Origin of the sequence: Streptomyces sp. 135, from assembly GCF_020026305.1 — a bacterium.
Classification (GTDB): domain Bacteria; phylum Actinomycetota; class Actinomycetes; order Streptomycetales; family Streptomycetaceae; genus Streptomyces.
This window is the reverse complement of record NZ_CP075691.1, coordinates 4,703,433-4,729,434: the sequence shown is the minus strand read 5'-3', so window position 1 is coordinate 4,729,434 and position 26,002 is coordinate 4,703,433. Positions and strand designations below refer to the sequence as shown.

Here is a 26,002-nt window from a genome sequence, read left to right as displayed (position 1 = left end):
AGGCCGCCCGGCACGGCTCTCAGGGCCGGTTCAGCGGGCGATGATCAGACTCATCGCCTCATTGCGCGTCGCGGGGTCGCGCAGCTGACCGCGGACCGCTGAGGTGATCGTCTTGGCGCCGGGCTTGCGGATGCCGCGCATCGACATGCACATGTGCTCGCACTCCACGACCACGATGACGCCGCGCGGTTCCAGGATCTCCATCAGCGAATCCGCTATCTGAGTCGTCATCCGCTCCTGCACCTGGGGACGCCGGGCATAGACATCCACAAGTCGGGCGAGCTTCGAGAGCCCCGTGATTTTTCCGCTGGTGGCAGGGATGTAACCCACGTGCGCGACACCCCGAAACGGGACCAGGTGATGTTCGCAGCATGAGGTGACCTCGATGTCCTTCACCAGGATCATCTCGTCGTGCCCGAGGTCGAACGTCGTCGTCAGCACGTCCTCCGGCTTCTGCCACAGCCCGGAGAATATTTCCCGGTACGCCCGCGCCACGCGCGCCGGAGTCTCCAGGAGGCCCTCCCGGTCGGGGTCCTCCCCCACGGCGATCAGTAGTTCACGCACGGCGTTCTCGGCCCGCTTCTCGTCGAACTCGCCGATCGAGCCCTCGCCATCCAGGGTCACCGGGTCGGTCATGTTGTGCCTCGTTCCTGTGCGTCTCACGCGGGCGTACGGAAATGCCGCGCCCCCCAGGCTAAAACCAGGGGGACGCGGCAATCATTCCGGGCCTGCTGAGACGCGCGGTCAGCTCTCGGGGCGGTCCTCCGGGGCCACCTCGATGGGCTGCTCCGTGCTGCCGGCGGTCACCGCAGGGGTGGAGGCGCCGTTCGCACCGTTCGTCAGTGACAGCTCCTTGGGGGAGAGCACCGGCGGGCGGGTCGAGGGAGTGCGCCGCGAGGAGCCGGTCCACGCCGGGCGGGCCGGGCGCTTCACGATGCCGGCGAAGATCTCGGCGATCTGCTCCTTGCCGAGGGTCTCCTTCTCCAGGAGCTGGAGAACCAGGTTGTCGAGGATGTCGCGGTTCTCGACGAGGATCTCCCACGCCTCGTTGTGCGCGGTCTCGATGAGCTTCTTGACCTCTTCGTCGACCAGCGCGGCGACCTCTTCCGAGTAGTCCCGCTGGTGCGCCATCTCGCGCCCGAGGAACGGCTCGGTGTTGTCCCCGCCGAACTTGATCGCGCCGAGACGCTCGGTCATGCCGTACTGCGTGACCATCGCGCGCGCGGTGGCCGTGGCCTTCTCGATGTCGTTCGCCGCGCCCGTCGTCGGGTCGTGGAAGACGAGCTCCTCGGCCGCGCGCCCACCCAGCATGTACGCGAGCTGGTCGAGCATCTCGTTGCGCGTCGTGGAGTACTTGTCCTCTTCGGGCAGGACCATGGTGTAACCCAGGGCCCGGCCACGGGACAGGATCGTGATCTTGTGGACCGGGTCCGAGTTCGGCGAGGCCGCCGCGACCAGGGCGTGTCCGCCCTCGTGGTACGCGGTGATCTTCTTCTCCTTGTCGGACATGATCCGGGTCCGCTTCTGCGGGCCCGCCACGACGCGGTCGATCGCCTCGTCCAGCGCGTGGTTGTCGATCAGCTTCTTGTCGCCGCGCGCCGTCAGGAGCGCCGCTTCGTTCAGCACGTTCGACAGGTCGGCGCCGGTGAAGCCGGGGGTCCGGCGGGCCACCGCGCCCAGGTCGACGTCCGGGGCGACCGGCTTGCCCTTCTGGTGGACCTTGAGGATCTCCAGACGGCCCTGCATGTCCGGGCGGTCGACGGCGATCTGCCGGTCGAAGCGGCCCGGGCGCAGGAGCGCCGGGTCGAGGATGTCGGGGCGGTTCGTGGCGGCGATCAGGATGACGCCGCCCTTCACGTCGAAGCCGTCCATCTCGACGAGCAGCTGGTTCAGCGTCTGCTCGCGCTCGTCGTGGCCACCGCCGAGGCCGGCGCCGCGGTGGCGGCCGACCGCGTCGATCTCGTCGACGAAGACGATCGCCGGGGCGTTCGCCTTGGCCTGCTCGAAGAGGTCACGGACACGGGAGGCACCGACACCGACGAACATCTCGACGAAGTCGGAACCGGAGATCGAGTAGAACGGCACCCCGGCCTCACCGGCGACGGCGCGCGCGAGGAGCGTCTTGCCGGTACCGGGCGGGCCGTAGAGGAGGACGCCCTTGGGGATCTTGGCGCCGACGGCCTGGAACTTCGCCGGCTCCTGGAGGAACTCCTTGATCTCGTGGAGCTCCTCGACGGCTTCGTCCGAACCCGCCACATCGGAGAAGGTCGTCTTCGGGGTGTCCTTGGTGATGAGCTTGGCCTTGGACTTCCCGAAGTTCATGACCCGGGAGCCGCCGCCCTGCATCTGATTCATCAGGAACAGGAAGACGACGACGATGAGGACGAAGGGGAGGAGGGAGAGCAGGATGCCGACGAAGGGGTTCTGCTTCGACGGGGAGACGGTGTAACCGTCCGGGATGTCCTTGCTCTCGTACTTGGTCTGCAGCGAATTGGCGAGGGCGACGCCCTGGTCGCCGATGTAGCTCGCCTGGATCTTGCTGCTGCCCTTGACCTTCTGGCCGTCCTTGAGCTCGACCTTGATGATCTGCTCGTCACCGGTGGTGAGCTTGGCGGACTCGACCTTGTCGTCGTTGATCGCCTGAACGACCTGACCGGTGTCAACCGTCTTGTAGCCACCGGACGAGCCGACGACCTGCATCAACACGACCACGGCAAGGACGGCCAGCACGATCCACATGACTGGCCCACGGAAGTATCGCTTCACGTCCATCCATACGGAGCGATGACGCCCCGTCCCTCCTGCCATAGTGAGTTTGATAAAGACTGTTCTTCGGACGGTACCCCAGCATTGTGACCCGAAGCCGCACGGGACGGCTGGCAAACCCGTCTTCGCAGGGTTCAACGGCGGGAAACGGGTGAGGGTTCCCCGCCGCCTCGGGCAGTCCTACGAAACGTCAGCCGCCGTAGACGTGCGGGGCCAGCGTTCCGACGAAGGGGAGGTTGCGGTACTTCTCCGCGAAGTCCAGGCCGTAGCCCACGACGAACTCGTTGGGGATGTCGAAGCCGATCCACTTCACGTCGATCGCGACCTTCGCCGCCTCCGGCTTGCGCAGCAGCGTGCACACCTCCAGGGAGGCGGGCTCGCGCGAGCCGAGGTTGGACAGCAGCCAGGACAGCGTCAGACCGGAGTCGATGATGTCCTCGACGATCAGGACGTGCTTGCCCTTGATGTCGGTGTCCAGGTCCTTGAGGATCCGGACCACGCCGGAGGACTGGGTGCCCGCGCCGTACGACGACACGGCCATCCAGTCCATCGTGACGGGGGTGGACAGCGCGCGCGCCAGGTCCGCCATGACCATCACGGCGCCCTTGAGGACACCGACGATCAGCAGGTCCTTGCCCGCGTACTCCGCGTCGACCTTCGCTGCCAGCTCGGCCAGCTTCGCGTCGATCTCTTCCTTGGTGATGAGCACCGACTTGAGGTCGGTGCCCATGTCTTTCGCGTCCACCCGCATCACTTTCGGTCGTCCCACCGGCCGACCGGCCCGCGATGAGCACGGGCCTCACGTCAGCCTTGCCGGATCACCAGTCTGCCACCCTGGCGCCGGGCCACGACTTTGCCCGGGAGATTGATGGCTCCCTGGCCGCGCCAGCCGGTGATCAGACGGTCGACCTCTTCGATGTGCCGGGCGAAGAGCGAGCCGGCGGGCGCCCCGGCCTCGATGGCGGCCCTGCGCACGATGCGGCGGCGTACGGCGGGCGGCAGGGCGTAGAGCTTGGCGCACTCCAGGAGGCCCGCGTCGTCCCGGACGGTCGACTCGGCCCGGGCGGCCCATGCGTCGAGGGCGTCGGCGTCGTCACGGGAGAGCTGGGCCGTACGGGCGAGGGCTTCGACGACGCCCTTGCCGAGGGCCTTCTCCAGGGCGGGCAGGCCCTCGTGGCGCAGCCGGGAGCGGGTGTAGGCGGGATCGGCGTTGTGCGGGTCGTCCCAGACCGGCAGCGACTGGACCATGCACGCCTTGCGGGCGGTCTGGCGGTCGATGCGCAGGAAGGGGCGGCGGTAACGGCCGGCGACCCCCGAGGTCGCCGCCATTCCGGACAGGGAGCGGATTCCGGAGCCACGGGCGAGGCCGAGCAGGACGGTCTCCGCCTGGTCGTCGCGGGTGTGGCCGAGCAGGACGGCGGCCGCCGAATGCCGTGCGGCGGCGGCGTCCAGGGCTGCGTAGCGGGCGTCGCGGGCGGCGGCCTCCGGGCCGCCGGACCGGCCGACCTGGACGGCGACGGACTCGACCGGTTCGAGGCCGAGGGCGGTCATGCGGAGGACGACCTCGGCGGCGCGCAGGTCGGAGCCTGGCTGCAGTCCGTGGTCGACGGTGACACCGCCGGCGCGGATGCCGAGCCGGGGCGCTTCGAAGGCGAGGGCGGAGGCGAGCGCCATGGAGTCGGCGCCGCCGGAGCAGGCGACCAGCACGAGCGGCTGGGGGGACTGCTCGTGTGGGGGGCGTGGGGGGGCGTTCTCGGAGCTGCGCTGTACGTCGGTCAGTACGTCGTGGAGTACGCGGCGGACCGCCAGGCGTATCGCCGCGACCGCAGGATGGGGACCCATGTCCGGTTCCCTTCATGAAGTTCGGGGGTGAGCCTCGGACCAATCACTCAGGACCCACTCCGGAGACCGAGTCTGGTCGACCGGACCAGACATCGATATCCCGAGCGTTTAGTCACTCAGAGTGTGTCGATGGTGACAGAACCGAGCCGTTCCCCGAGCATCGCACGCCTACCCGTCGCCCACGGTCCCTCGGACGGGTGATTGCTGGGGCGTTCTCCTGCCGTCGGCCGCATCCGGTCCCTCAGTCTCCCTTACGGTGCACCCGCGCGACCCAGTCCGCCGGTTTGGCGATCTCCGCCTTCGTGGGCAGCGTGTTCGGCGAAGTCCACACGCGGTTGAAGCCGTCCATCCCGACCTCCTGCACGACGGCGCGCACGAATCGCTCGCCGTCCCGGTATTGGCGCAATTTCGCGTCGAGCCCGAGGAGCTTGCGCAGCGCCTGGTCGAGGCGGCTGGCGCCGCGGGCCCTGCGCTCCTTGAACTTCTCGCGGATCTCCTCGACGGAGGGCACCACGTCGGGGCCGACGCCGTCCATCACGAAGTCCGCGTGGCCTTCCAGGAGGGACATCACGGCGGTGAGGCGGGCGAGGATCTCGCGCTGGGCGGGGGTCTGCACCAGCTCGACGATGGAGCGGCCTCCGTCGTCCCCCTCCCCCTCCTCCCCTTCGGGGCGGCCACCGGCGAACGACTGGGCGGCCTCCCTGATGCGCTCGAGGACCGTCATCGGGTCGACCTCGGTCTCGCCGAGGAACGACTGGATCTCGCCTTCGAGGTGGTCGCGCAGCCAGGGCACGGCGGTGAACTGGGTGCGGTGCGTCTCCTCGTGGAGGCAGACCCAGAGGCGGAAGTCGTGGGGGTCCACGTCCAGTTCCCGCTCGACGTGCACGATGTTCGGGGCGACGAGGAGGAGCCTGCCGCCGCCGTTCGCCCCGGCGGGGAGGGCTCGGGTGGCCGGGGCGAAGGTCTCGTACTGGCCGAGGACGCGGGAGGCGAGGAACGACAGGAGCATGCCGAGCTCGACGCCGGTGACCTTGCCGCCGACCGCGCCGAGGACCGCGCCGCCGGGGCCGCCGCCGCGCTTGTCCTGCATCTTGTCCAGGAGGGGCTTGAGGATCTCCCGGAAGCCGGCCACGTTCGCCCGGATCCAGCCTGCTCTGTCGACGACGAGGACGGGGGTGTCGTGGGTGTCCTCCGTGCCCATGCCCGTGAAGGAACGGACGTGTTCCTCCGAGGACTTGGCGTGCCGACGGAGCTCCGCGACGACGGCTCGCGCCTCGTCCTTGCTCACTTCTGGGCCCGGCCGCACGAGTCGGGTCGCGGTCGCCACCGCGAGATTCCAGTCGACCATCTCCGCACCACCGATGCTCGTCATGCGTCAACGGTACGTGCTCGGCCCCTCTGGTGGAGGGGGTTGACCCCCCAGGTTGCCCTGGGGCGGCCCCTAGGGGGCGTGGCCTCGGTTGTCATGTGCGGGCCGTCCGTGGCTTGTCGCGCAGTTCCCCCGCGCCCCTGGCGGGGGCGCTTCTTACGGGGGCGGTCAGCGGCAGCCGCAGTTGGCCAGGGTGGAGGCCATGTGGTCCAGGGAGGACTGGGCCGCTCGGGGGTCCGTGGTGCCTGTGGTCATGAAGGCGAAGAGGAGGAGGCGGCCGTCGGCGTCCACCACCGTGCCCGCGAGGGTGTTCACGCCCGTGAGCGTGCCGGTCTTGGCGCGGACGACGCCCGTGCCCGGGGATTCCTTCGGGTAGCGGTCGACCAGCGTGCCGGTGAAGCCCGCGACGGGCAGGCCCGTCACCACGGGGCGCAACTCGGGGCGGCCCGGGTCGGCGGCGCGGTCAAGGAGCGCGGCGAGCAGCTCGGCGGAGATCCGGTCGGCGCGGTCGAGGCCGCTGCCGTCGGCGATCTCGGCGTCCGAGACCGGCAGCTTCAGCTCGGCCAGCTCGGCGCGGACCGCGTCGCCCGCGCCGTCGAAGCTGGCGGGTTCCTTCGCCGCGAGGGCCGTCTGGCGGGCCAGGGCCTCGGCGATGTCGTTGTCGCTGTGGGTCAGCATCCGCTCGACCAGGGTGGACAGGGGCGGCGACTGGACCTCGGCGAGGGACGCGGCGCGGTCGGACGCCTTGGTCGGGCCGGGCTCGCCCTGCGTCTCGATGCCGTGGTCCTTGAGGAAGCCCGCGAACTTCTTCGCCGCGTCGCCCGCCGGGTCGCCCGAGCGCGGCGCCGGCCCGCTGGTGGAGTCGTCGAGGCGGCCCTCGTCGGCCATCAGGGCGCTGACCGGGGTGATGTTCTCGTTCGGGCCGATGGGGTGCTGCGGCGGCCCGGAGTACAGCGAGGTGTCGTAGGAGAGCCGCACCTCGTCGATGTCGCGGTCCTTCAGGGCGCGGGCGGTGTCCTTCGCCAGGGTGCGCAGGTTCGCGGCGGTGTCGGTGTAGCGGCCGTCCTTGCGGGCGGTCAGCGTGGGGTCACCGCCGCCGATCAGGACGAGGTCCTTCGAGTCCGGTTCCACGACCGTCCTGGTCGTGATGCGGTGGTCCGGGCCCGCCGCGGAGAGTGCGGCGACCGCCGTCGCGAGCTTGATGGTCGACGCGGGCGTCAGCTCATCCCCCGCCGCCTTGTCGTAGACCCGCTTGCCGGAGACCGCGTCGAGCACGACCGCCGAGCGCTTCGGGCCGAGCGCCGGGTCCTTCAGAAGCGGATCCAGTACGTCCGCGAGGGCGCGGTCCGTGGGCCGCGGCGCCGTCCCCGCGGGCGCGCCGAGCCCGGCGAGCACCGCGGGGGCGCTCGGAGCGGCCTCGGGACCCTGTCCGGACGTGTTGCCGCCGTGATCTGCGCCACCCCCGGCCTCCTGAGCGGCGGCCCACTCCCGCTCGGCCGTACGCTGACCGGAGGAGTCCCAAGGGCCGGCCGCGGCCACCGCCCCGGCCGAGATCACCAGGCCGAGGGTGGCGGCACCCGCCGTGAGCTGCCAGGTCTTGAGCTTCCCCGAGAACCGGGAAAGCTCGATGGCGGAAGGCTTTGCCAGCTGTCGCATCAGCTGTCGAGGCCGCTGCCAAGGTCTGAGCTCCGGCACGACGACCAGCCCCTTTCGCGATCACACATCTGCGTGAGGGACACTTAATCACCCGAAGTATGTGCTGATCATGGAGGAGCCACCCGTGGAGTTCGACGTCACCATCGAGATTCCGAAGGGTTCGCGGAACAAGTACGAGGTGGACCACGAGACCGGCCGGATCCGTCTGGACCGTCGCCTCTTCACTTCGACCAGCTACCCCGCGGACTACGGCTTCGTCGAGAACACCCTCGGCGAGGACGGTGACCCGCTGGACGCCCTGGTCATCCTGGACGAGCCGACCTTCCCCGGCTGCCTCATCAAGTGCCGCGCCATCGGCATGTTCCGCATGACCGACGAGGCGGGCGGCGACGACAAGCTGCTCTGCGTCCCGGCCTCGGACCCGCGTGTGGAGCACCTGCGTGACATCCACCACGTCTCCGAGTTCGACCGCCTGGAGATCCAGCACTTCTTCGAGGTCTACAAGGACCTTGAGCCCGGCAAGTCCGTCGAGGGCGCCGACTGGGTCGGCCGCGCGGACGCCGAGGCCGAGATCGAGAAGTCGTACAAGCGCTTCGAGGCGCAGGGCGGCCACTGAGCCTCCCGCCCCGTACGGGCCGCGCGATCCGGGACCCCCGGGCCGCGCGGCCCGTTCGTGTATTTGTGCCCATACTGGCCATACGGAGGGTGCGCACGAGTCGTATGAGAAGTGAGGGCAGTAGTGGCCGAGCATGAGGCCGAGGACCGAAAGCCTCAGTCGGACGAGGCCCGCAGCGCGTTCGCGCAGCCCAGCGGAGTGGCGCCGCAGCCGGCGGCTCCCGAGGACGAGTCACAGACCACCTCCGAGTTCGCCATCCCCGACGGTCTCGCCGCCCCGGCCCCGACGACGGCACAGGAGCCCGAGAAGTCGGCGTTCTCCACGCCGCACACCTACAGCGCCCGCAACGCCCCGCAGGCCTTCACGCCCGCGCACGGCGTCCCCCTGGTGAAGCTCACCAAGGAGGCGCCCTGGCAGGACCAGATGCGCACGATGCTGCGGATGCCGGTCACCGAGCGGCCCGCGACCGAGCCGGCGCAGAAGCACGAGGACGAGGCCGGGCCCGCCGTGCCGCGCGTGCTGGACCTGACGCTGCGTATCGGGGAGCTGCTGCTCGCGGGCGGTGAGGGCGCCGAGGACGTGGAGGCGGCGATGTTCGCGGTCTGCCGCTCCTACGGCCTCGACCGGTGCGAGCCGAACGTGACGTTCACGCTCCTGTCGATCTCCCACCAGCCGTCCCTGGTGGACGACCCCGTCACGGCCTCCCGGACGGTACGCCGCCGGGGCACCGACTACACCCGGCTCGCGGCGGTCTTCCACCTGGTGGACGACATCAGCGACCCGGAGATCGAGGTCTCCCTGGAGGAGGCCTACCGCCGCCTCGCGGGGATCCGGCGTAACCGTCACCCCTACCCGGGGTGGGCCCTCACGGCGGCCAGCGGGCTCCTCGCGGGCTCCGCGTCCGTCCTGGTGGGCGGTGGCGCGCTGGTCTTCGTGGTGGCCGCTGTCGGCGCGATGCTCGGCGACCGGCTGGCGTGGCTGTGCGCGGGGCGCGGGCTGCCGGAGTTCTACCAGTTCGTGGGGGCCGCGATGCCGCCCGCCGCGATGGGCGTCGCGCTGAGCTTCGCGCACACCGAGGCGACGATGGCGTCCGCCGTCATCACCGGTGGCCTCTTCGCGCTGATCCCGGGGCGGGCCCTGGTGGCGGGCGTGCAGGACGGTCTGACCGGCTACTACATCACCGCGGCCGCGCGCCTGCTCGAAGTGATGTATCTGATCGTGGGCATTGTCTGCGGTGTGCTGCTGGTGCTCTCGCTCGGCGTGATGCTGGACGCGACGAACCTGACGCCGGAGACGGAGTTCGGGGTGTCGTCGACGCGTCCGGTCATCCAGATACTGGCGTCGATGGCGCTGAGTCTCGCCTTCGCGATACTCCTCCAGCAGGAGCGCAACACGGTCCTGATCGTGACGCTCAACGGCGGCATCGCCTGGGTGATGTTCGGCGCCCTGGCGCACACGCCGCTGGAGCTGTCGCCCGTCGCCGCGACGGCCGTGGCGGCCGGTCTCGTGGGGCTGTTCGGGCAGCTCTTCTCGCGCTACCGGTTCGCGTCCTCACTGCCGTACGTGACGGCGGCGATCGGGCCGCTGCTGCCCGGCAGCGCGACGTACTTCGGGCTGCTCGCCCTGGCGCAGAACGACCTCAACACCGGCATCAACTCGCTCACCAAGGCGGTCGCCACGGCGCTGGCCATCGCGATCGGCGTGAACCTGGGGAGCGAGGTCTCCCGACTGATCATGAAGGTGCCGGGCGCGGCCTCGGCGGCGAACCGCCGGGCGGCGAAGCGGACCAGGGGCTTCTGACCGCCCCTGGCCCCTGGCCCCTTGAGGGGCTACCGCTTGGCGTGGCGGCCGCGCGGCGCCGCGGGGGCGCCCTCGGCCAGTGCCGCCTTCTTGGACTTGCCGCGCGCCCGCAGGAACTCGATGGCGATCGGCACCACCGAGATGAGGACGATCAGGATCAGGATCGCCTCGATGTTCTTGTGGACGAAGTCGATGTTCCCGAGCCAGGCGCCGAGCAGGGTGACGCCCGCGCCCCACAGGATGCCGCCGATGATGTTGAACGTGATGAACGAGCGGTACCGCATGCCGGAGACGCCGGCGATGATCGGCGTGAACGTACGGACGATCGGGACGAAGCGGGCCAGGACCAGCGACTTGGGGCCGTACTTCTCGAAGAAATCGTGGGCCTTGACCACGTTCTCCTGCTTGAACAGCTTGGAGTCCGGGCGGTTGAACAGCGCCGGGCCGACCTTCTTGCCGAAGAGGTAGCCCGCCTGGTCGCCGAGGATCGCGGCGAGGCAGATCAGGACGCAGGCCAGCCACAGGGGGGTGTCCAGTTTGTGCGTGGTGATCAGCAGGCCCGTCGTGAACAGCAGCGAGTCACCGGGCAGGAAGAAACCGATCAGCAGGCCCGACTCGGCGAAGACGATCACCAGCAGGCCCCAGAGGCCGAACTGGTTGAGCAGGTAATCCGGATCCAGCCAGCTTGGTCCGAGCGCAAGCGTCGTCACGGTTCCGGGCTCCTGAGGGTGAGGGGGCGGTGCGGCGGCAGGTGCAGCCGACCAAAGTTATCAACGTGGGGCGGCACGGCCAGGTTCCACGGTCCAACTAGGCAGCATAGTAAGGGGCGCTCTCCCCTCGAGAACGCTGTGAACGCTCCTCACCGGCCCCCCATCCCGTACTGATCAGCTGTTGCGCACCGCGTTCGCGAGGATCGCGTCCCGCATGAACACCGCGAGTCCGGGCCGGATGGCCTCGTAGAAAGCGGTGAACCGCTCGTCGGCGACGTACATCTCGCCGAGGCAGGTGTGCGTCTCGTACGCGCACTCGTAGTGGTGCCGGGAGATGAAGAGGCGGTGCTCCTCGGCGCCGTCCATCGCCTCCGGGGAGTCGGCCGCGAACCCCTGGGCGAGCAGGTCCCCCATGCGGGCGTGGACCGCCGCGAACTCGTCGTTGATCCGCTTCCAGTCGTCCTTGGTGTACGACGCGGACCGGCGCTGCGCCTCGCGGTAGGCCTCGGTGTCGCCCCAGCGCCGCTCGACCTCCTCCGCGTACTGCTCGGGGTCGTGGTCCCCGAAGACCTCGAACTTCTCCTCGGGCGTGAGGTTGATGCCCATCTTCTTCGCCTCCATGGCGGTCTCGACGGCGGCGGCCATCTCCTGGAGCCGGGCGATCCGGGCGGTCAGCAGCCCGTGCTGGCGGCGCAGGTGCGCGCGCGGGTCCGCCTCCGGGTCGTCCAGGAGGGACGCCACCTCGTCGAGGGGGAAGCCGAGCTCTCGGTAGAACAGGATCTGCTGGAGCCGGTCGAGGTCGGCGTCGGTGTAGCGCCGGTGACCCGCGTGGCTGCGCTCGCCGGGCACGAGCAGGCCGATCTCGTCGTAGTGGTGCAGTGTGCGCACCGTCACCCCGGCGAAACCGGCGACCTGTCCCACGGAGTAGTTCATGGCTTCCGCCCTCCTTCTCGGTACGCGGATCAGCCTGCGTCCTCACGTCGCGTGAGGTGCAAGCCCGGACCGGGAGCGCGGCTCAGCCCCGGTCGCCCGCGCGCGGCTCGCCCGTCGCGAAGGGGTTCTCCTCGCCGTCGGCGAGCACGCCGACGAACGGCTCGCCCTCGCCCGCGAAGGTGTAGGCGCCGCCCTCGATCCGCTCGATGAGGCCCCGTGCCCACTCCATGCCGCCGTCGGCGGCGTGCACCCAGTAGTTCATGATCTCGCCGATGTGACCGAGCTGCCCGGGGCCCTCCTCGGGCGTGTAGTACTCCGTGACGGACGTGCGCCACGCCTCGATCGCCCGCACCCGCTCCTTGAGCAGCGCGACCGCCTCGTCGCGCGGCAGGTCCACGACGAAGCCGAGGGCGGACGTGAGCATGTCGGGCCGCTGGTCGTACGTGGCGAGGGCCTCGCGGAGCAGTGTGAAGAACTCCCCGGTGCCCTTCTCCGTGATCTCGTACTCGGTGCGCGGGGGGCCGCCCACGGTGGAGGGCGCGGTCTCGTGGGCGAGCAGGAAGCCCTGCTTGGCCAGCTGTTTCAGCGCATGGTAGATCGAGCCGGGCTTGGCGTTGGACCACTCGTGGGCGCCCCAGTACTCCAGGTCGTTGCGGACCTGGTAGCCGTGGGCGCGGCCGTGCTGGCGCACGGCCCCGAGAACCAGTAGCCGGATCGCTGACATTTACCGCGCCCTTCCGCTAGCCCCCCAGTCATCAATTTTGACTAGGGTATCCCTGCTCCAGCGCCACGAGCTCGAAAGCCGTCTTTCCGTCCAGGGACTCCCGGATGATGTCGGCGTGGCCCGCGTGCCGGGCGATCTCCTCGACGAGGTGCAGCATCAGCCAGCGCATCGACACCGCCCCGTCCTTGGGGAACCAGGGCGCCTCGGGCAGCGGGAAGGTGTCGTCGAGGCTCGGCACGGCGCGGATGAACTCCTCGACCTCTCGGGCGACGCCGTCCCAGAAGGCCAGCGTCCCGGCGAGCGTCTCGCCCTCCACGAGGCGGAAGCTGTCGCCGTAGCTTTCCTCGGTGCGTGCCCTCTCGTTCGGCTTCCGCTGGGCCATGCGCAGCCAGTTCAGCTCCATCTCGGCGACGTGCTTCACGAGGCCGGACAGGGAGAGCGCGCTGGCGCTCGGCCGCCGGGCGGCCTGCTCGTCGCTGAGGCCGAGCACCGCGCGGCGCAGGCCGCCGCGCTGGGCCTCGACGAAGGCGATGAGCGCGCCGCGCTCGTCGCCGCGGGCTTCGGCACTGACGTGGGTGACCATGATGTCCGCCTTCTCTGGGGCTCTGGGGGCTCTGGGGGTTGAGGGTCCGCCGGCTCCGGCTTCCCCCCGACACCTCAAACGCTACGGACCCTTGCGGTCAGGTTCTGACCGCAAGGGTCCGCGAGAGCCGACGAAGGGTGGAAGCCGGCGAAAGGCGAAAGAGGAAAGAGGAAAGAGGAAAGTCAGAACGGGAAGCGGGAGCGCCCGTACTGCACCGAGATCCACTTCTGCGTGGTGAAGACGTCCACCGTCGACTCGCCGTTCAGCCTGCCGACGCCGGAGCTCTTCTCACCGCCGAACGGCACGATCGCCTCGTCGTGGACCGTGCCGTCGTTGACGTGGATCATGCCGGTCCGCACGCGCTTGGCGATCCGCACACCGCGCTCGATGTCGGCCGTGTGCACCGCGCCGCTCAGGCCGTACGGGGTGTCGTTGGCGATCCGTACCGCCTCGTCCTCGCCGTCGAAGGGCAGGATCAGGGCCACGGGGCCGAAGATCTCCTGGCCGAGGACCGGGGAGTCGGCCGGCAGGCCCGTCAGGACGGAGGGGGCGACGACGTTGCCCTCGGTGCTGCCGTGCAGGAGGGCGGTCGCTCCCGCGGCGACGGCCTGCTCGACGACGGCCGAGACGGCGTCCGCCTGCGAGGAGTTGATCAGCGGGCCGATGTGGGTGCCGGGCTCGGCCGGGTCGCCGACCTTGAGCGAGGCGGCCTTGGCGACGAACTTCTCGGTGAACTCCGCCTCCACCGACCGGTCGACGAGGATGCGGTTGGCGGCCATGCAGACCTGGCCCTGGTGCACGAAGCGGCTGAAGACCGCCGCGTCCACGGCGTAGTCGATGTCGGCGTCGTCCAGGACGATCAGCGCGCTGTTGCCGCCCAGTTCCAGGACCGAGCGCTTGAAGTGCGAGGCGCAGACGGTGGCGACGTGCCGGCCCACGCGGTCGGAGCCGGTGAAGGAGATGAGGCTCGGCACCGGGTGCTCGATCAGGGCGTCGCCTATCTCGGCTATGTCCGTGATGACCACGTTGAGCAGCCCGCCCGGCAGTCCGGCGTCCTCGAACACCTTGGCCACCAGGCTGCCGCCGAGCACCGGCGAGTTCTGGTGGGGCTTGAGGACGACCGCGTTGCCGAGGGCGAGGGCCGGGGCGACGGACTTGACCGACAGCAGGAACGGGAAGTTGAACGGGCTGATGACACCGACGACGCCCACGGGGACGCGGTACAGGCGGTTCTCCTTGCCGTCCTCCGGGGAGGGCAGGAGCCGCCCCTCGGCGCGCAGCGCGAGGTGCACGGCCTCGCGCAGGAACTCCTTGGTGAGGTGGATCTCGAAGGCCGCCTTGAGCCGGGTGCCGCCCAGCTCGGCGATGATCGCCTCGGTGATCTCCTCCTCGCGGTCCTCGATGATCCGCAGGGCGCGCTCGAAGACGCCGCGCCGGGCGTAGGGGTTGGTGTCGGCCCACTCCCGCTGCGCGCGCTCGGCGGCGCGGTAGGCCTGGTCGACCTCGTCGGCGGTGGCGACGGTGATGGACGCCAGCTTCTCGCCGTCGTACGGGTTGAAGTCGATGATGTCCCAGGAGCCCGATCCGGTCTTCCACTCCCCGTCGATGTACTGGTGAGCCAGATCAGTGAAGAAGGACATGAGACGGACCCCTTGCCGTGACAGCGGACGGAAGCAGGCATCCGAACCGGTGGCAGACACCTGAGGTCACGTCATAGTACTTATGTTTCAGGTGAGTTGAAGGAGTCCGCGCAGAAGGTCGCGGCTGTCCGCCGCATCCGGACTGTCCTTGTGCAGCTGCGTCGCCACCCGCTCGTACTGGGCGACCTCTTCCGCCTTGTCGAGATAGAGCGCGCCGGTGAGCTGCTCCACGTACACGACGTCGGAGAGATCGGACTCCGGGAAGCTCAGCATCGTGAAGGCGCCGCTCTCGCCCGCGTGGCCGCCGAAGCTGAACGGCATCACCTGGAGCGTGACGTTCGGCCGCTCGGAGATGTCGATCAGGTGCTGGATCTGACCGCGCATCACCTCCCGGTCACCGTACGGGCGTCGGAGCGCTGCCTCGTCCAGGACGCAGTGGAAGCGGGGCGCGTGTTCGGAGGCGAGGAGCTTCTGCCGCTCCAGGCGCAGGGCGACGCGCCGGTCGATCTCGGCCTTGCTCGCGCCCTTCATGCCGCGCGCGACGACCGCGTGGGCATACGCCTCGGTCTGCAACAGGCCGTTGACGAACTGGACTTCATAGACGCGGATCAGCGATGCCGCGCCCTCCAGACCGATGTACGTCTGGAACCAGCCCGGCAGGACGTCGGAGTAACTGTGCCACCAGCCCGTGAGGTTGGCCTCCTTGGCGAGCGAGAGAAGTGCGCCGCGCTCGGCCTCGTCCGTGACGCCGTACAGCGTGAGTAGGTCCTCGACATCCCTGGACTTGAAGCTCACCCGTCCCAACTCCATGCGGCTGATCTTCGACTCGGAGGCGCGGATCGAGTAGCCGGCCGCTTCGCGGGTGATGCCCCGGGATTCCCTCAGGCGCCTCAGCTGCGAGCCGAGCAGGATGCGCCGTACCACCGAGCCACTCGACTCCCCTGCGGTCACTTCGCTCAATCCTCCCCATCGACTGGAAGCCAGCAGTCTGCCATTAAACGCTCCGGGCCGTACACGTCCGGTTACAGAAAGGAAAAGCCTCCGAAAGCCGATCTCAAGAAGTCCGAAGAAGTCTGGGGAAGAAATGGGCAAGAAGTGGCACGGGAGCGGCCAAGTCCGGCGCGTGCACGTGCATCTGCCCTTGCATCTGCTGTGCGCATTCGGAACCATGGTCCGCGCGCCACTGCTGTACCGACCGTGTACCACCCGCACCATCGGCGACCGACCGCGCCACCGCTCCATCGCTATGTACCGCGAAACCGGGGAGTGCCTCGCATGGGGACGAATGGATCGACCATGCTCGAGCCGCTGAGGCAGGGGCTTCCTCCACTCGACCCCTCGGCGGTCACCAGCGCGGCGTCCGTCGCTCTCCCCGCCCGTTACGAAGCGGTGGGCAGTGCACGGAAGTTCACCCGCAAGACGCTCGGGCAGTGGGATCTGGACGAGCGCTTCGACGACATAGCGCTGGTCGTGTCCGAACTCGTCACCAACGCCCTGCGGCACGCCCTGCCCGCCGACACCCCGCGCGAGCAGCCGGAGCCGCCCGTGCGGCTCCATCTGATGCGCTGGGCGTCCCGTCTGGTGTGCGCGGTGCGCGACCCCAGCGACGAGAGCCCGGTCGCGCGTGACACCGACGACGACTTCTCCGCGGAGTCGGGCCGGGGCCTGTTCCTGGTGGAGTCCTTCAGCGACGGCTGGGGCTGGCACCCGCTCGCCGGCGCGGTGCGCGGCAAGGTGGTCTGGGCGCTGTTCCAGCTGCGCTGAGCGGGACAGGCAGGGGCAGGCGGCGCAGGCGGGGGTCAGGAAGGCCTGGTGGGCGGGGGTGCACTAACCGCCTATGAGATGGTCGAACTCCCCGTCCTTCATCCCCAGCAGCATCGCCTCTATCTCGGCGCGTGTATAGACGAGCGCCGGGCCGTCCGGAAAGCGCGAATTGCGCACGGCGACGTCGCCGCCGGGCAGCTTCGCGAACTCCACGCAGGACCCCTGCGAGTTGCTGTGCCTGCTCTTCTGCCAGACCACCCCGTGAAGCTCCGTGGCCGCCATGCCGTTAAACGCGTGGTGCACAGATCGCTCCCCGGTGGTGCAGTGCCTGTAGTGGCTCTAGATGCAGTGGTCAACTGTCCCGGATCATAGCTGTGTTCACATGCCGATGCATGGGCAGATGCACGTGCACGCGCGGTGGTGCCTTGATTACAGCCTTGCCTAGACACAGACGCACACCGCGCCGGATGTGTTCCGTCCGGTGACGGAAAACAGCGGCGCGGTGTGCGGCGGGGGGGAGGGGAATTCGCTGTGGGCCGCGTTCAGCGCGGAGAGCCGTACGGCAACAGCGCCATCTCGCGGGCGTTTTTGATCGCGGCGGCGATCTGCCGCTGCTGCTGCGCCGTCACGCGCGTCACGCGACGGCTGCGGATCTTGCCCCGGTCGGAGATGAACTTCCGGAGCAGGTCGGTGTCCTTGTAGTCGATGTAGGTGATGCCTGCCTGGTCCAAGGGATTGGGGCGCGGCTTCTGCGGGCGGGCGGTGGACTTGCGGGGGGACAAGGTCAGACCTCCAGGAGGGTGTCGAAGGCGGGCGGCAGGTTCTTCCAGGCGTCGCGCCCGGCGGCGTACTCCTCGTCGGTCAGCAGGCAGGACTCAAGCACCTCTTCGAGACCCGAGCGGTCCAGGCCGGGCGAGGTGAACACCAGGTGGTTGCAGCAGTCGCCGTGCTCCGGATGCCAGTCGAGGGCGGCGGCCGCGCGGCGCACCGGCGGCACCATCTCCCACGCGGCGTCCGGCAGCGAGGCCAGCCAGGGCCCGGCGGACTCCACGCAGAGCGCGCCGCCCGCCGCGTCCCAGCCGAGCAGGGTGTCCGGATGGTCGGCGAGCCAGAACCGGCCCCGGCTGCGGGCCGCCGCGCAGGTCAGGTCCTCCAGCGCGTCGTAGAGCCGCCCGGGGTGGAACGGCCGCTCCCGGTGCCATACGAAGGTGGAGACGCCCGAGGCGTCGGCCTCGACCGGCAGCAGCGCGCAGGACGGGTGCTGCGCCGCGGCGGCCGCCTCGACGTCGAACCCGGCCAGTACGGCGCCCGCCAGATCACCGTGGCCGATCGGGACCTGGCGGGCCGTCGGGTGGAGCTGGGCGAGCAGCGCGCGGTCCTCGTCGTCGGCCTCGGGGGAGTCGGCGACGGCGAGCACGGGGGCGTACTCGAGCTGGCGCGCCCAGGTGTCGGCGACGGTGCGCTGGTCGGTGGGGGCCGCGGCGAGCCCGGCCTCCATGAGGTCGTCGCCGTTGCCGAGGCAGGGCAGGAGCAGGGCGGGGTCCACCGCCGTGACCACGCCGCTGAGCCTGAGGCCATCGCCGCCGTGCGCGGCGATGACCTCGGCCATGGCCTTGGGCTCGACGGAGTCCCACAGCTCGACGATCGCGAGCCGGGTCAGGCCCCCGTCCGCGAGGCGCTCCAGCTCGGGCACGAGGTCCTCGCGGAGCGCGCAGCACGCGCAGTCGTTGACGAGGGGGGCGTCGCCCGTGGAGAGCATGCCGGTGGTGTCGCGCACGGTGCGCACGACCGTGCCCCGCACTGCGGTCGACAGGTCGTGGTGGAGGGCGACGCTGCCGGGGACGGTGGCGAGGAGGTGCTCGACGGCCGCCCTGCGGGCGTCCGCGTGGAGCCCGCCGACGATCACGGTGTCCATCGGGCGGGCACCGTGATCGTCGTGGTTGTCGCGCTTGTCGTGCCGGTGGTCCATCAGCGCTTACCGAAGCGGCGCTCGAAGCGTTCGACGCGGCCCGCGGTGTCCATGACGCGTGCCGTCCCCGTGTAGAAGGGGTGGCTCGCGGACGACACCTCGACGTCGATGACCGGGTACGTGTGCCCGCCCTCCCACTCGACCGTCTTCGCGCTGGTGGCGGTGGAGCGGGTGAGGAAGGCGAAGCCCGCGGCCTTGTCGCGGAAGACGACGGGGGCGTACGGCGGGTGGATGTCCTTGCGCATGGCGGTCAGCGCTCCTCTCGGAAGTCGACGTGGCGGCCGGCCACGGGGTCGTACTTGCGCAGCGTGAGGCGGTCGGGGTCGTTACGGCGGTTCTTGCGGGTCACGTAGGTGTAGCCGGTTCCCGCCGTGGACCGGAGCTTGATGACGGGGCGGAGTTCGTTGCGGGCCATGTGGGTAGTATATGAAAACGACTCCCGTTTTCAATAGCGGGGGCCTCCCCCCGACAGAGAGGTGCGTCACCTTGTCCGCCCACTGCCAGCTGACCGGCGCGAAGCCCGGTTTCGGCAACCACATCTCCCACTCCCACCGGCGGACCTCCCGCCGCTTCGACCCCAACGTCCAGCGCAAGCGGTACTGGCTCCCGAGCGAGGGCCGGCACGTGCGGCTGCGGCTGAGCACGAAGGGGATCAGGACCGTCGACTCCATCGGCATCGAGGCGGCCGTCGCCCGGATCCGCGCACGGGGCGGGAAGGTCTGACCGATGGCGAAGAAGAGCAAGATCGCTAAGAACGACAAGCGCCGCGAGATCGTCGCGCGGTACGCCGCGCGGCGGGCCGAGCTGAAGGAGATCATCCGCAGGCCCGGCACGAGCGACTCCGAACGGATCGCCGCACAGCGGGAGTTGGCGCGTCAGCCGCGCGACGCGAGCGCCACACGCGTGCGCAACCGGGACAGTGTCGACGGGCGTCCGCGCGGCTACGTGGGCGCGTTCGGTCTGTCGAGGGTGAAGTTGCGTGAGCAAGCGCACGCCGGATTCCTCCCCGGGGTGCGCAAGTCCTCCTGGTAGCTTGGCGCGCGATTTCGCCGGAACCACCGGCGTGCAACAGCAGGCTCTCCAGGGGGACTTCACGTGCGTACGTACGTCCGTAAAACTCGTCGTGCCGGTCATGTCCGGCGCGTCCGGGCCGGAGCCGTCGCGGTCGGTCTGGTCGCGGCGCTCGCCGTGACCGGGTGCGGCGGTGACGGCGACGGTGGCAGTGGCGATGGCGGCAAGAAGGACCGCGGTTCGTCCGGCGGGTCCGGCGGCTCGCAGGACGGCGGCTCCGGTGGTGGCGGCAGCCTGGAGGGCTCGTGGGTCTCCACGACCGGCGGGAAGCCGCTGGCCCTCGTGATCCACGAGAAGTCGGCGTCGCTGGTCGGCGAGGACGTGATGTGCAGCGGCAGCGCGGGCGACGGCACGATCACTCTCAAGTGCCCGCAGGGGAACAGTGACCGCACGAGCGGACGCGTCGAGTCCGTGGACGCCAAGTCGCTGAAGGTCGCCTGGGAGGGCGCAGGCAAGGACGAGTTCCTGAAGACGGACGGCGGCAAGCTGCCCGAGGGGCTGCCCACGGACATGCCGACGGATCTGCCGACGGATCTCCCCACCGATCTGCCCACGGACCTGTCCACGGCTGTGCCGCAGTCCTGACCGCGCACCGCATCGCACCGCTTCCGCGGGAGTCAGCGGGCCGGGGGACCTTCTTGGTCGCCCGGCCCGTTCGACGTCTCGGAACCGTCCACGAGCATCGGGGGCGGCGCCGTGTCGAGGGCGTCGGTGAGTTCTTCGAGGGTGTCGAGGAGCAGCCCGGCCCCCCTGCGTACGACGCGGTCGGGGACGCCCTCGCCGTCCCACTCCGCCAGGGCCGTGCGGACCGCGTCCCACTGCGGCAGGCGGCGTTCACGCACCGCCTTCGCACCCTGTTCCGTCGACTTGCGCAGCGCCTCGGCGAGGCGGGCGGCCGCGGGGACGGGGGCGGCGTCGCGCTCCGGCAGGTGTGCCTCCATGAGCATGGCCACGCGGCCCAGCTGGGCGAGGGCCCGCTCCGCGTCGGCGGCCGCGGCGCGGGACAGGCCTCGGTGGCGCACCGGCTCGTTCTTGGCGCGGTCCGTCGCCTCCTGCCAGGCGACGCGGGCGTCCCGCGCGGCGAGCAGGGCCTGGCGGACGTCGGGGCAGGCCTTGCCCGCCGGGTGCGCGTAGTGGTCGACGACGGCGGCGGCGTAACGGCCGTCGGCGACCAGCCAGTCCGCGAGGCGGGTGCGCAGGCGCGGGGTCTCCCAGGCGGGGTACAGCGCGTACGCGATCATCGCGAGGACGCCGCCGAGGAGCGTGAGGATGACGCGTTCCGGGACGGTCTGCGTCCACTGCTGGCCGCTCATGCCGAGCAGGAAGACGACGTATGCCGACACGCAGGCCTGGGCCGCGACCTGGCCGGTGCGCATGAGCAGGTACATCAGCCCGGCGCAGAGCACGGCGAGCGCGGCGGACAGGCCGGTGCCGGGGTGGGCCAGCTGGACCAGGGCCGTGGCGAGCGCGACGCCGACCAGGGTGCCGCCGAAGCGGGCCACGGCGCGGGAGTACGTCTGGGAGAAGTCCGGCCGCATGATCATGACCGCCGCCATGGGCGCCCAGTAGCCGTGCCCGAACGGCAGCCAGGTCCCGAGCAGATACCCGGCGGCGGCCACCGCCGTGACCCGGATCGCGTGCCGGGCGATGGGTGACTCGTGGCGCAGGGCGGCCCGCATGGCGCGCAGGGCGGAGGGGACGAGGGCGGGCAGGGAGGGCCGCAGGAGGGGGTTCTGCGGGACGTACGGCGTCGCCTTGTCGTGGGCCGGGGTGTCCTGGGTGCTGCCCGCCGTCTCCAGTACGTCGTGCAGGAGCGCGCCGAGGCGGGTCGCCGCGCGGTAGGCGGGGCCCGTCAGGACGGCGCCCGTGTCAGGGGTCTTGAGGGTGGCCATGGCCGCAGGGGGCACGCGCACCGGCTCGCCGTGGCGGATCGCGCGGGCGGCGGCGTCCAGGACCGCGCCCGCCGCCGCGAGGATCTCGCGCACCCGGTCGCGTTCCCTGCCCTCGGGCGGGACGCCGACCGCCGGGTCGGCGAGGGAGGCCAGGACCGGGCGGATGCGTTCGGCGATGCCTCGTGCGCCGTGCAGTTCGCGGGGGCGGCGGCGGGCCTGGCGCGGGGTGATCGTCGCCGCGTCGCGGGCCGCCATCAGGGGCTCGGGGTCGAAGGGGGCCACGGGGTCGTGGCGGAGCCTGCGCGCGTAGTCCGCCTCGGCGGCCAGGGCGTCGGCGAGGGCGTCGCGGTGGGCGCCCCATCTGCGGACCGGGAAGAGGATCACCAGGGCCGCCTGGACGCAGCCGCCGGCCACCATCATCGCCGCGTGGACCGCCGCGGCGGCGACCGAGGTCGGGATGGTGACCGTCACCAGCATGATCGCGACGTTGGACGAGGCGATGATGCCGACGGTCGGGCCCGCGGCCCAGCTCAGGCCCGACAGGAACGTCCACAGGGAGAGCAGGGCCAGGAAGAGCAGCAGGTGGGAGCCGGTGAGGTAGCCGAGGAAGGTGGAGAGGGCGAGGCTCGTGCCGGAGGCGAGCGCCAGCTCCGGGCGGGGCCGCCAGCTGCGCTGGAAGGTGGCGATGGCCGCCTGGAAGGCGCCGAAGGCCGAGCTCGCGGCCACCGCCGGGCCGAAGACGGTGAGGCTGACGCCGATGACGATGGCGAGGCCGGCGGCGCCGCGGGCGGCCACGAGGGGTTCGAGGCGTTTGCGCTCGACGGTCAGGCCTGAACGCGCTGTCACTTTCAGCGCTCGGAGCCAGGTCACTCTGTGATGATACGGGGGATCGTGTGACGGTACGGAGCGTTCTGTGCTGATACGGCGAGGTAGGAGGGCGGCATATCGGCACAGGGGTTCACGGGACGCTCAGCGCGACCGTGGGGTGCAGGCGGGCGGCGCGGACCGCCGGGTAGAGGCCCGCGGTCACGCCGATGAGCAGCGTCGCGCCGAAGCCCGCCGTCAGGGACCAGGGCGGGACCACCGGTGTCCAGCCCTGGGCGAGGGCGAAGCCGTAGGTCGCCGCCGTGCCGAGCACCGCGCCCGCCGCGCCGCCGAGCGCCGACAGGAGCAGGGACTCCGTCAGGAACTGGAGGCGGATCGCGTTCCTCGTGGCGCCCAGCGCGCGCCGCAGGCCGATCTCCGCGCGGCGTTCGAGTACCGAGATCACCATGGTGTTGGCGACGCCGACGCCACCGACCAGGAGCGCCACCGCGCCGAGGCCCAGCATCAGCGTCGTCAGGCCCTTGTCGGCCGCCGCGCTCGCGGCCAGCGCGTCCGAGGGGCGGGAGACCTTCACGGATCCCTCGGCGCCGGGGCTGACCGTGCGGGCCAGGACCTCGCGTACGTCCTCGACGGCGGCGTCGGACGAGCGCTCGAAGACCGTGGTGGGGTGGCCGTCGAAGTCGAAGTACTTCTCCGCCGCCGGGAAGCCGACGAGCGCGACGCGGTCGAGGTTCGGGACCAGTTCGACGGGGTCCAGGATGCCCACGACGACCACGTACTCGTCGTCCATCATGATCTTCTCGCCCGGGTCCGTGACGCCGAGGCGGTCCGCCGCGACCGCGCCGAGGACCGTCACGGGCAGCCGCTCACTGGCCTCGGTGAGCCAACCGCCCCGGGCCACGCTCGCGTTCAGGGCCTCCAGCAGGTCGGTGCGGGCGGCCTGGGTCGTCACGCCTGCCGTCCGCTCCTCGGGGACCACGTCGCTGCGGCGGATGCGGGCGTCGACGTCCGCCGTCGCCGTGGCGTGCCGGACCGGCCCGATGCGCTCCACCATCGCCACCGCCTCCTTGGGGAGCCGGACCTCCTGGCCGAGGGGGTCCTTGCCGGCCTCGGCGGTCAGGAGGTTCGTGCCGAGCCGGTCGAGCTTCGCCATCAGGTCGGACCTGCTGGACTGGGAGAGGCCGACGACGGCGACCATCGTGGCGATGCCGATCGCGATGCCGAGGGCGGACAGGACGACACGCGCGCGGCGGGCGCGCAGGCCGACGGCGCCGACGCGGAGGGTGTCCGCGAGGGAGAGCCGGGACGGCTTCAGGGTGGTGACTCCGCGGGTTCCGTGGGCGCTGTCGGTTGCGTGGGTTCCGTCGGTTACGTTCATCTCGCCTCACCTGCCGTACGACGGTGTGTGCCGCTGTCGGCGGTGATCTCGCCGTCGCGGAAGCGGACGCGGCGCGGCAGGGAAGCGGCCGTGTCGTGGTCGTGCGTGATCACGCAGATCGTCGTGCCCGTCCTGTTCAGCTCGTGCAGCAGGTCCATGACGACCTCCCCCGACGCCGTGTCCAGGGCGCCCGTCGGCTCGTCCGCGAGGAGCACGGACGGCTCCCCCACCAGCGCGCGGGCGATCGCCACGCGCTGCTTCTCGCCGCCGGAGAGTTCGCCCGGCCGGTGGCCGACGCGGTGCCCTAGGCGCACCCGCTCCAGGGCCTCGCGGGCGCGGGCACGGCGGGCCTTCGGGCCCACGCCCGCGTACAGCAGCCCGTCCGCGACGTTGTCGAGCGCGTCGCGGCCCGCCGCCAGGTGGAAGTGCTGGAAGACGAAGCCGATGTGGCGGGCGCGCAGGGCGGAGAGCCGGGCGTCCGACAGGGCGCCGACGTCGTGTCCCGCGACGCGGACCGTGCCCGAGGTGGGCTTGTCCAGCGTGCCGATGACGTTGAGCGCCGTCGACTTGCCGGAGCCCGACGGGCCGACGATCGCGAGGAGTTCGCCCGCGCGGACGGTGAGGGTCACCCCGCGCAGGGCGTGCACCCCGCCGGCGTACGACTTGGTGACGTCCCGCAGCTCGATGACGGGAGGTGGTGCGCATGCGGGCGCGGCGGACTCGGAGGTCATGGGGCGGCCACCCCCACCTTGGTGCCCTCCGCGATCCCGGGGCCGCTGACCTCGATCCTGCCGTCGGCCGTCATGCCGGTCTCGACCCGGACCATGCGGGAGGTGCCGCCGCGTACGACCTGGAGGCCGTAGCCGCCGTCTTCGCCGCGCAGGGCCACCACCGCCTCCACCGGGACCGCGAGGACGCCCTTGCGGGCCTCGCTGACGAACTTCACGCTCGCCGTCGCCCGGGTGTCCTCGCCCTCGGCCGCCGTCCGGCCCGCGTCCAGGGTGACTTCGACGGTGATGGTGTCGCCGGGGCCGCTGTCCTCCCGCTCCCCGGCGGCGTCCGGCGCCGCCGTGCCGGTGACGCGGCCCGGCTCCACCCTGCCGCCGGCCAGGGTGACCTCGGCCTTCGTGCCCTTCGCGGTGAGCGAGACGTCGCTCTGGTCGAGTTCGGCGCGGACGACGGGCTTCGTGGAGGCGACCGTGAGGACCGGGTCGGCCGGGCCCACCTGGTCCGCGAGCGCCGCGTCCACCGCGGCGACCTTGACCTGGCCGGGCTGGAAGACGACGTCTCCCTTGCCGACCCGGCCCGTCGGCGTGCGGTTCAGGGACTTCTGCCACCGCTTGACGGCGGCCTCGGTCGTCCGGTCGAAGCGGGGATCCACGTACAGGCCTGCGCCGTAGCCGAGGGCGACGAGGTTGCGTTCCAGCTGGAGGACGTCGCTGCCCCGGTCGCCGGCCCGCATCTCGCGGAAGGCCGGGACCGGGCCGTACAGCAGCGTCACGGGCTTGTCGTCCAGTTCGTAGAGCGCCTGGCCGCGCGTCACGGTGACGCCCTCCCGCGCGGCGACCGTGACCGTGCCCCCGACCGCCGCCTTCACCGGGCGGCGCCCCGCGAAGTCGACCTTCCCGTCGGCCGTCTTGGACCGCACGAGGTCGGTGCGGACGACGGTGGCGGTGGCGGGCGGCAGTCCGTCCGCCGCGCGTCCGGCGCCTTCGCCACCGCCGCCGATGGCGTACGCGCCGGCCCCGAGCGCCGCGACGGCCACCACGGCCGCGCCCGCCAGGGGTCCCGTACGGCGGCTCATCACTGCATCCCGTCCAGGCCTTCGAGCAGCTTGTCCTCGCAGGCCTCGCGGGCTTCCCTGTACGCGGGCGAGTCGCGGTCCATCGTCGGATCGGTGGGGTCGGTCTCGCCGCCGGGCAGGACGTTGCCGCCGGACATCGTGGGGTTGCCGAACTTCGATACGCCGTTCTCCCGCATGCACTTGGCGTGCGCGAGCATCGACTCGTAGTCCTTCTGCGCGTCGCGCTCGGGCTCCAGGTTCATCGCGGCGCGCAGCTCGGGGACGCAGACGCCGTTCTTGCCACCCTTGTACTCCTCGCCGCCGCCGTCCGGATCGACGAGCGCGTCGATCTTCGACCAGTCGAGGTAGCCGCTGAGCTTCGGGTCCGGGTAGTCCTTGAGCCCGGCCTTGCCGCGCATGCAGCGGACGTACTTCATCTGGGCGTCGAAGAAGGCGCTCTTGCCGGTGGCCGCGGGCTTCTTCTCGGTCCCGTCCTCGTTCCCGGGGGCCGACGCGACCTCGTCGGAGCTCCGCGCGCCGCCGCCGTCGTCCTGGCAGGCGACGGAGAGGGCGAGGACCGGGGCGGCGACGAGCGCGGCGATCCGCAGGCGGGCCGTGCCGCGCGGTGTGGTGTGGATGCTCATGGCATCACCGTCCGGCGCCCATATGGTGGCCGGTCCA

At 70.9% G+C, this 26,002-nt stretch carries 28 protein-coding genes; 6 read left to right on the top strand and 22 right to left on the bottom strand.

Annotated features, from left to right (window positions below; translation table 11 throughout):
- Positions 1–30: 30 nt before the first annotated feature.
- The 6 genes from folE to dacB all read right to left on the bottom strand — a co-directional run bounded on the left by folE (position 31) and on the right by dacB (position 7,633).
- Positions 31–636 (bottom strand): GTP cyclohydrolase I FolE, encoded by a 606-nt coding sequence (folE, locus tag KKZ08_RS21310; protein WP_223775977.1) that lies wholly within the window; start codon positions 634–636, stop codon positions 31–33.
- 108 nt (positions 637–744) lie between these two features.
- Positions 745–2,772: an ATP-dependent zinc metalloprotease FtsH gene (gene ftsH / locus KKZ08_RS21305; protein WP_223775976.1), complete on the bottom strand. Its 2,028-nt coding sequence runs from the start codon at positions 2,770–2,772 to the stop codon at positions 745–747.
- 184 nt (positions 2,773–2,956) lie between these two features.
- A complete protein-coding gene (gene hpt / locus KKZ08_RS21300) occupies positions 2,957–3,517 on the bottom strand; it encodes a hypoxanthine phosphoribosyltransferase (protein ID WP_055565725.1) in 561 nt (186 codons plus the stop codon).
- 53 nt (positions 3,518–3,570) lie between these two features.
- Entirely contained in the window at positions 3,571–4,608 is a 1,038-nt protein-coding gene (tilS, locus tag KKZ08_RS21295; RefSeq protein ID WP_223775975.1) for a tRNA lysidine(34) synthetase TilS, read from the bottom strand.
- A 241-nt stretch (positions 4,609–4,849) separates the two neighbouring features.
- Positions 4,850–5,980 (bottom strand): zinc-dependent metalloprotease, encoded by a 1,131-nt coding sequence (locus KKZ08_RS21290; protein WP_223775974.1) that lies wholly within the window; start codon positions 5,978–5,980, stop codon positions 4,850–4,852.
- A 165-nt stretch (positions 5,981–6,145) separates the two neighbouring features.
- Positions 6,146–7,633, bottom strand: coding sequence for a D-alanyl-D-alanine carboxypeptidase/D-alanyl-D-alanine-endopeptidase (gene dacB / locus KKZ08_RS21285; RefSeq protein ID WP_223775973.1), 1,488 nt, complete (start codon positions 7,631–7,633; stop codon positions 6,146–6,148).
- Positions 7,634–7,757: 124 nt separating this feature from the next.
- Here dacB and KKZ08_RS21280 point away from each other — a divergent pair, with 124 nt between their 5' ends.
- Positions 7,758–8,249 (top strand): inorganic diphosphatase, encoded by a 492-nt coding sequence (locus KKZ08_RS21280; protein ID WP_030785786.1) that lies wholly within the window; start codon positions 7,758–7,760, stop codon positions 8,247–8,249.
- 123 nt (positions 8,250–8,372) lie between these two features.
- Entirely contained in the window at positions 8,373–10,049 is a 1,677-nt protein-coding gene (locus KKZ08_RS21275; RefSeq protein WP_223775972.1) for a threonine/serine exporter family protein, read from the top strand.
- A gap of 29 nt (positions 10,050–10,078) precedes the next feature.
- Here KKZ08_RS21275 and KKZ08_RS21270 read toward each other — a convergent pair whose 3' ends face one another.
- From KKZ08_RS21270 to KKZ08_RS21245, 6 genes are all read right to left on the bottom strand, one after another.
- Positions 10,079–10,759 carry a VTT domain-containing protein gene (locus KKZ08_RS21270; protein ID WP_223775971.1) on the bottom strand — a complete coding sequence of 227 codons (681 nt, stop codon included), beginning with the start codon at positions 10,757–10,759 and terminating at the stop codon, positions 10,079–10,081.
- 174 nt (positions 10,760–10,933) lie between these two features.
- Complete coding sequence (locus KKZ08_RS21265) at positions 10,934–11,692, bottom strand: MerR family transcriptional regulator (protein ID WP_223775970.1); 759 nt, start codon at positions 11,690–11,692, stop codon at positions 10,934–10,936.
- Between the two features lie 82 nt (positions 11,693–11,774).
- Positions 11,775–12,416, bottom strand: a complete 642-nt coding sequence (locus tag KKZ08_RS21260; protein WP_223775969.1) for a PadR family transcriptional regulator — start codon at positions 12,414–12,416, stop codon at positions 11,775–11,777.
- A 31-nt stretch (positions 12,417–12,447) separates the two neighbouring features.
- A complete protein-coding gene (locus KKZ08_RS21255; protein ID WP_223775968.1) occupies positions 12,448–12,999 on the bottom strand; it encodes a DinB family protein in 552 nt (183 codons plus the stop codon).
- 182 nt (positions 13,000–13,181) lie between these two features.
- Positions 13,182–14,639, bottom strand: coding sequence for an aldehyde dehydrogenase family protein (locus KKZ08_RS21250; protein WP_223775967.1), 1,458 nt, complete (start codon positions 14,637–14,639; stop codon positions 13,182–13,184).
- 87 nt (positions 14,640–14,726) lie between these two features.
- Entirely contained in the window at positions 14,727–15,590 is an 864-nt protein-coding gene (locus KKZ08_RS21245; protein WP_223775966.1) for a helix-turn-helix transcriptional regulator, read from the bottom strand.
- A 324-nt stretch (positions 15,591–15,914) separates the two neighbouring features.
- Here KKZ08_RS21245 and KKZ08_RS21240 point away from each other — a divergent pair, with 324 nt between their 5' ends.
- Complete coding sequence (locus KKZ08_RS21240) at positions 15,915–16,403, top strand: ATP-binding protein (RefSeq protein ID WP_223775965.1); 489 nt, start codon at positions 15,915–15,917, stop codon at positions 16,401–16,403.
- Positions 16,404–16,466: 63 nt separating this feature from the next.
- On the opposite strand, the gene KKZ08_RS21235 is transcribed toward KKZ08_RS21240, so the two are convergent.
- The 5 genes from KKZ08_RS21235 to rpmG all read right to left on the bottom strand — a co-directional run bounded on the left by KKZ08_RS21235 (position 16,467) and on the right by rpmG (position 18,787).
- A complete protein-coding gene (locus tag KKZ08_RS21235) occupies positions 16,467–16,706 on the bottom strand; it encodes a DUF397 domain-containing protein (protein ID WP_223775964.1) in 240 nt (79 codons plus the stop codon).
- A gap of 239 nt (positions 16,707–16,945) precedes the next feature.
- On the bottom strand, positions 16,946–17,185 hold the full coding sequence (gene rpsR / locus KKZ08_RS21230; RefSeq protein ID WP_223775963.1) for a 30S ribosomal protein S18: 240 nt from the start codon (positions 17,183–17,185) through the stop codon (positions 16,946–16,948).
- 2 nt (positions 17,186–17,187) lie between these two features.
- The gene (locus KKZ08_RS21225; RefSeq protein WP_223779135.1) at positions 17,188–18,318 is read right to left on the bottom strand and encodes a GTP-binding protein; all 1,131 of its coding nucleotides are present in this window, start codon (positions 18,316–18,318) and stop codon (positions 17,188–17,190) included.
- A 53-nt stretch (positions 18,319–18,371) separates the two neighbouring features.
- The gene (locus KKZ08_RS21220) at positions 18,372–18,617 is read right to left on the bottom strand and encodes a type B 50S ribosomal protein L31 (RefSeq protein ID WP_223775962.1); all 246 of its coding nucleotides are present in this window, start codon (positions 18,615–18,617) and stop codon (positions 18,372–18,374) included.
- Between the two features lie 5 nt (positions 18,618–18,622).
- On the bottom strand, positions 18,623–18,787 hold the full coding sequence (rpmG, locus tag KKZ08_RS21215) for a 50S ribosomal protein L33 (RefSeq protein WP_030361075.1): 165 nt from the start codon (positions 18,785–18,787) through the stop codon (positions 18,623–18,625).
- Positions 18,788–18,858: 71 nt separating this feature from the next.
- On the opposite strand from rpmG, the gene rpmB reads away from it, so the two are divergent.
- The 3 genes from rpmB (at position 18,859) to KKZ08_RS21200 (ending at position 20,028) form a co-directional block, all read left to right on the top strand.
- Positions 18,859–19,095, top strand: coding sequence for a 50S ribosomal protein L28 (gene rpmB, locus KKZ08_RS21210; RefSeq protein ID WP_223775961.1), 237 nt, complete (start codon positions 18,859–18,861; stop codon positions 19,093–19,095).
- Positions 19,096–19,098: 3 nt separating this feature from the next.
- Positions 19,099–19,404 carry a 30S ribosomal protein S14 gene (rpsN, locus tag KKZ08_RS21205; protein ID WP_223775960.1) on the top strand — a complete coding sequence of 102 codons (306 nt, stop codon included), beginning with the start codon at positions 19,099–19,101 and terminating at the stop codon, positions 19,402–19,404.
- A gap of 63 nt (positions 19,405–19,467) precedes the next feature.
- Entirely contained in the window at positions 19,468–20,028 is a 561-nt protein-coding gene (locus KKZ08_RS21200) for a PT domain-containing protein (RefSeq protein WP_223779383.1), read from the top strand.
- 32 nt (positions 20,029–20,060) lie between these two features.
- On the opposite strand, the gene KKZ08_RS21195 is transcribed toward KKZ08_RS21200, so the two are convergent.
- The 5 genes from KKZ08_RS21195 to KKZ08_RS21175 all read right to left on the bottom strand — a co-directional run bounded on the left by KKZ08_RS21195 (position 20,061) and on the right by KKZ08_RS21175 (position 25,965).
- Positions 20,061–22,205, bottom strand: a complete 2,145-nt coding sequence (locus tag KKZ08_RS21195; protein ID WP_223775959.1) for an FUSC family protein — start codon at positions 22,203–22,205, stop codon at positions 20,061–20,063.
- Between the two features lie 88 nt (positions 22,206–22,293).
- Complete coding sequence (locus KKZ08_RS21190) at positions 22,294–23,538, bottom strand: ABC transporter permease (protein WP_223775958.1); 1,245 nt, start codon at positions 23,536–23,538, stop codon at positions 22,294–22,296.
- Positions 23,535–24,269: an ABC transporter ATP-binding protein gene (locus tag KKZ08_RS21185; protein ID WP_223775957.1), complete on the bottom strand. Its 735-nt coding sequence runs from the start codon at positions 24,267–24,269 to the stop codon at positions 23,535–23,537. The genes KKZ08_RS21190 and KKZ08_RS21185 overlap by 4 nt, the downstream gene beginning before the upstream one ends.
- A complete protein-coding gene (locus KKZ08_RS21180) occupies positions 24,266–25,342 on the bottom strand; it encodes a peptidoglycan-binding protein (RefSeq protein WP_223775956.1) in 1,077 nt (358 codons plus the stop codon). The genes KKZ08_RS21185 and KKZ08_RS21180 overlap by 4 nt, the downstream gene beginning before the upstream one ends.
- Positions 25,342–25,965, bottom strand: a complete 624-nt coding sequence (locus KKZ08_RS21175) for a hypothetical protein (protein ID WP_223775955.1) — start codon at positions 25,963–25,965, stop codon at positions 25,342–25,344. Before KKZ08_RS21175 ends, KKZ08_RS21180 begins: the two co-directional genes overlap by 1 nt.
- Between the last annotated feature and the right edge of the window lie 37 nt (positions 25,966–26,002).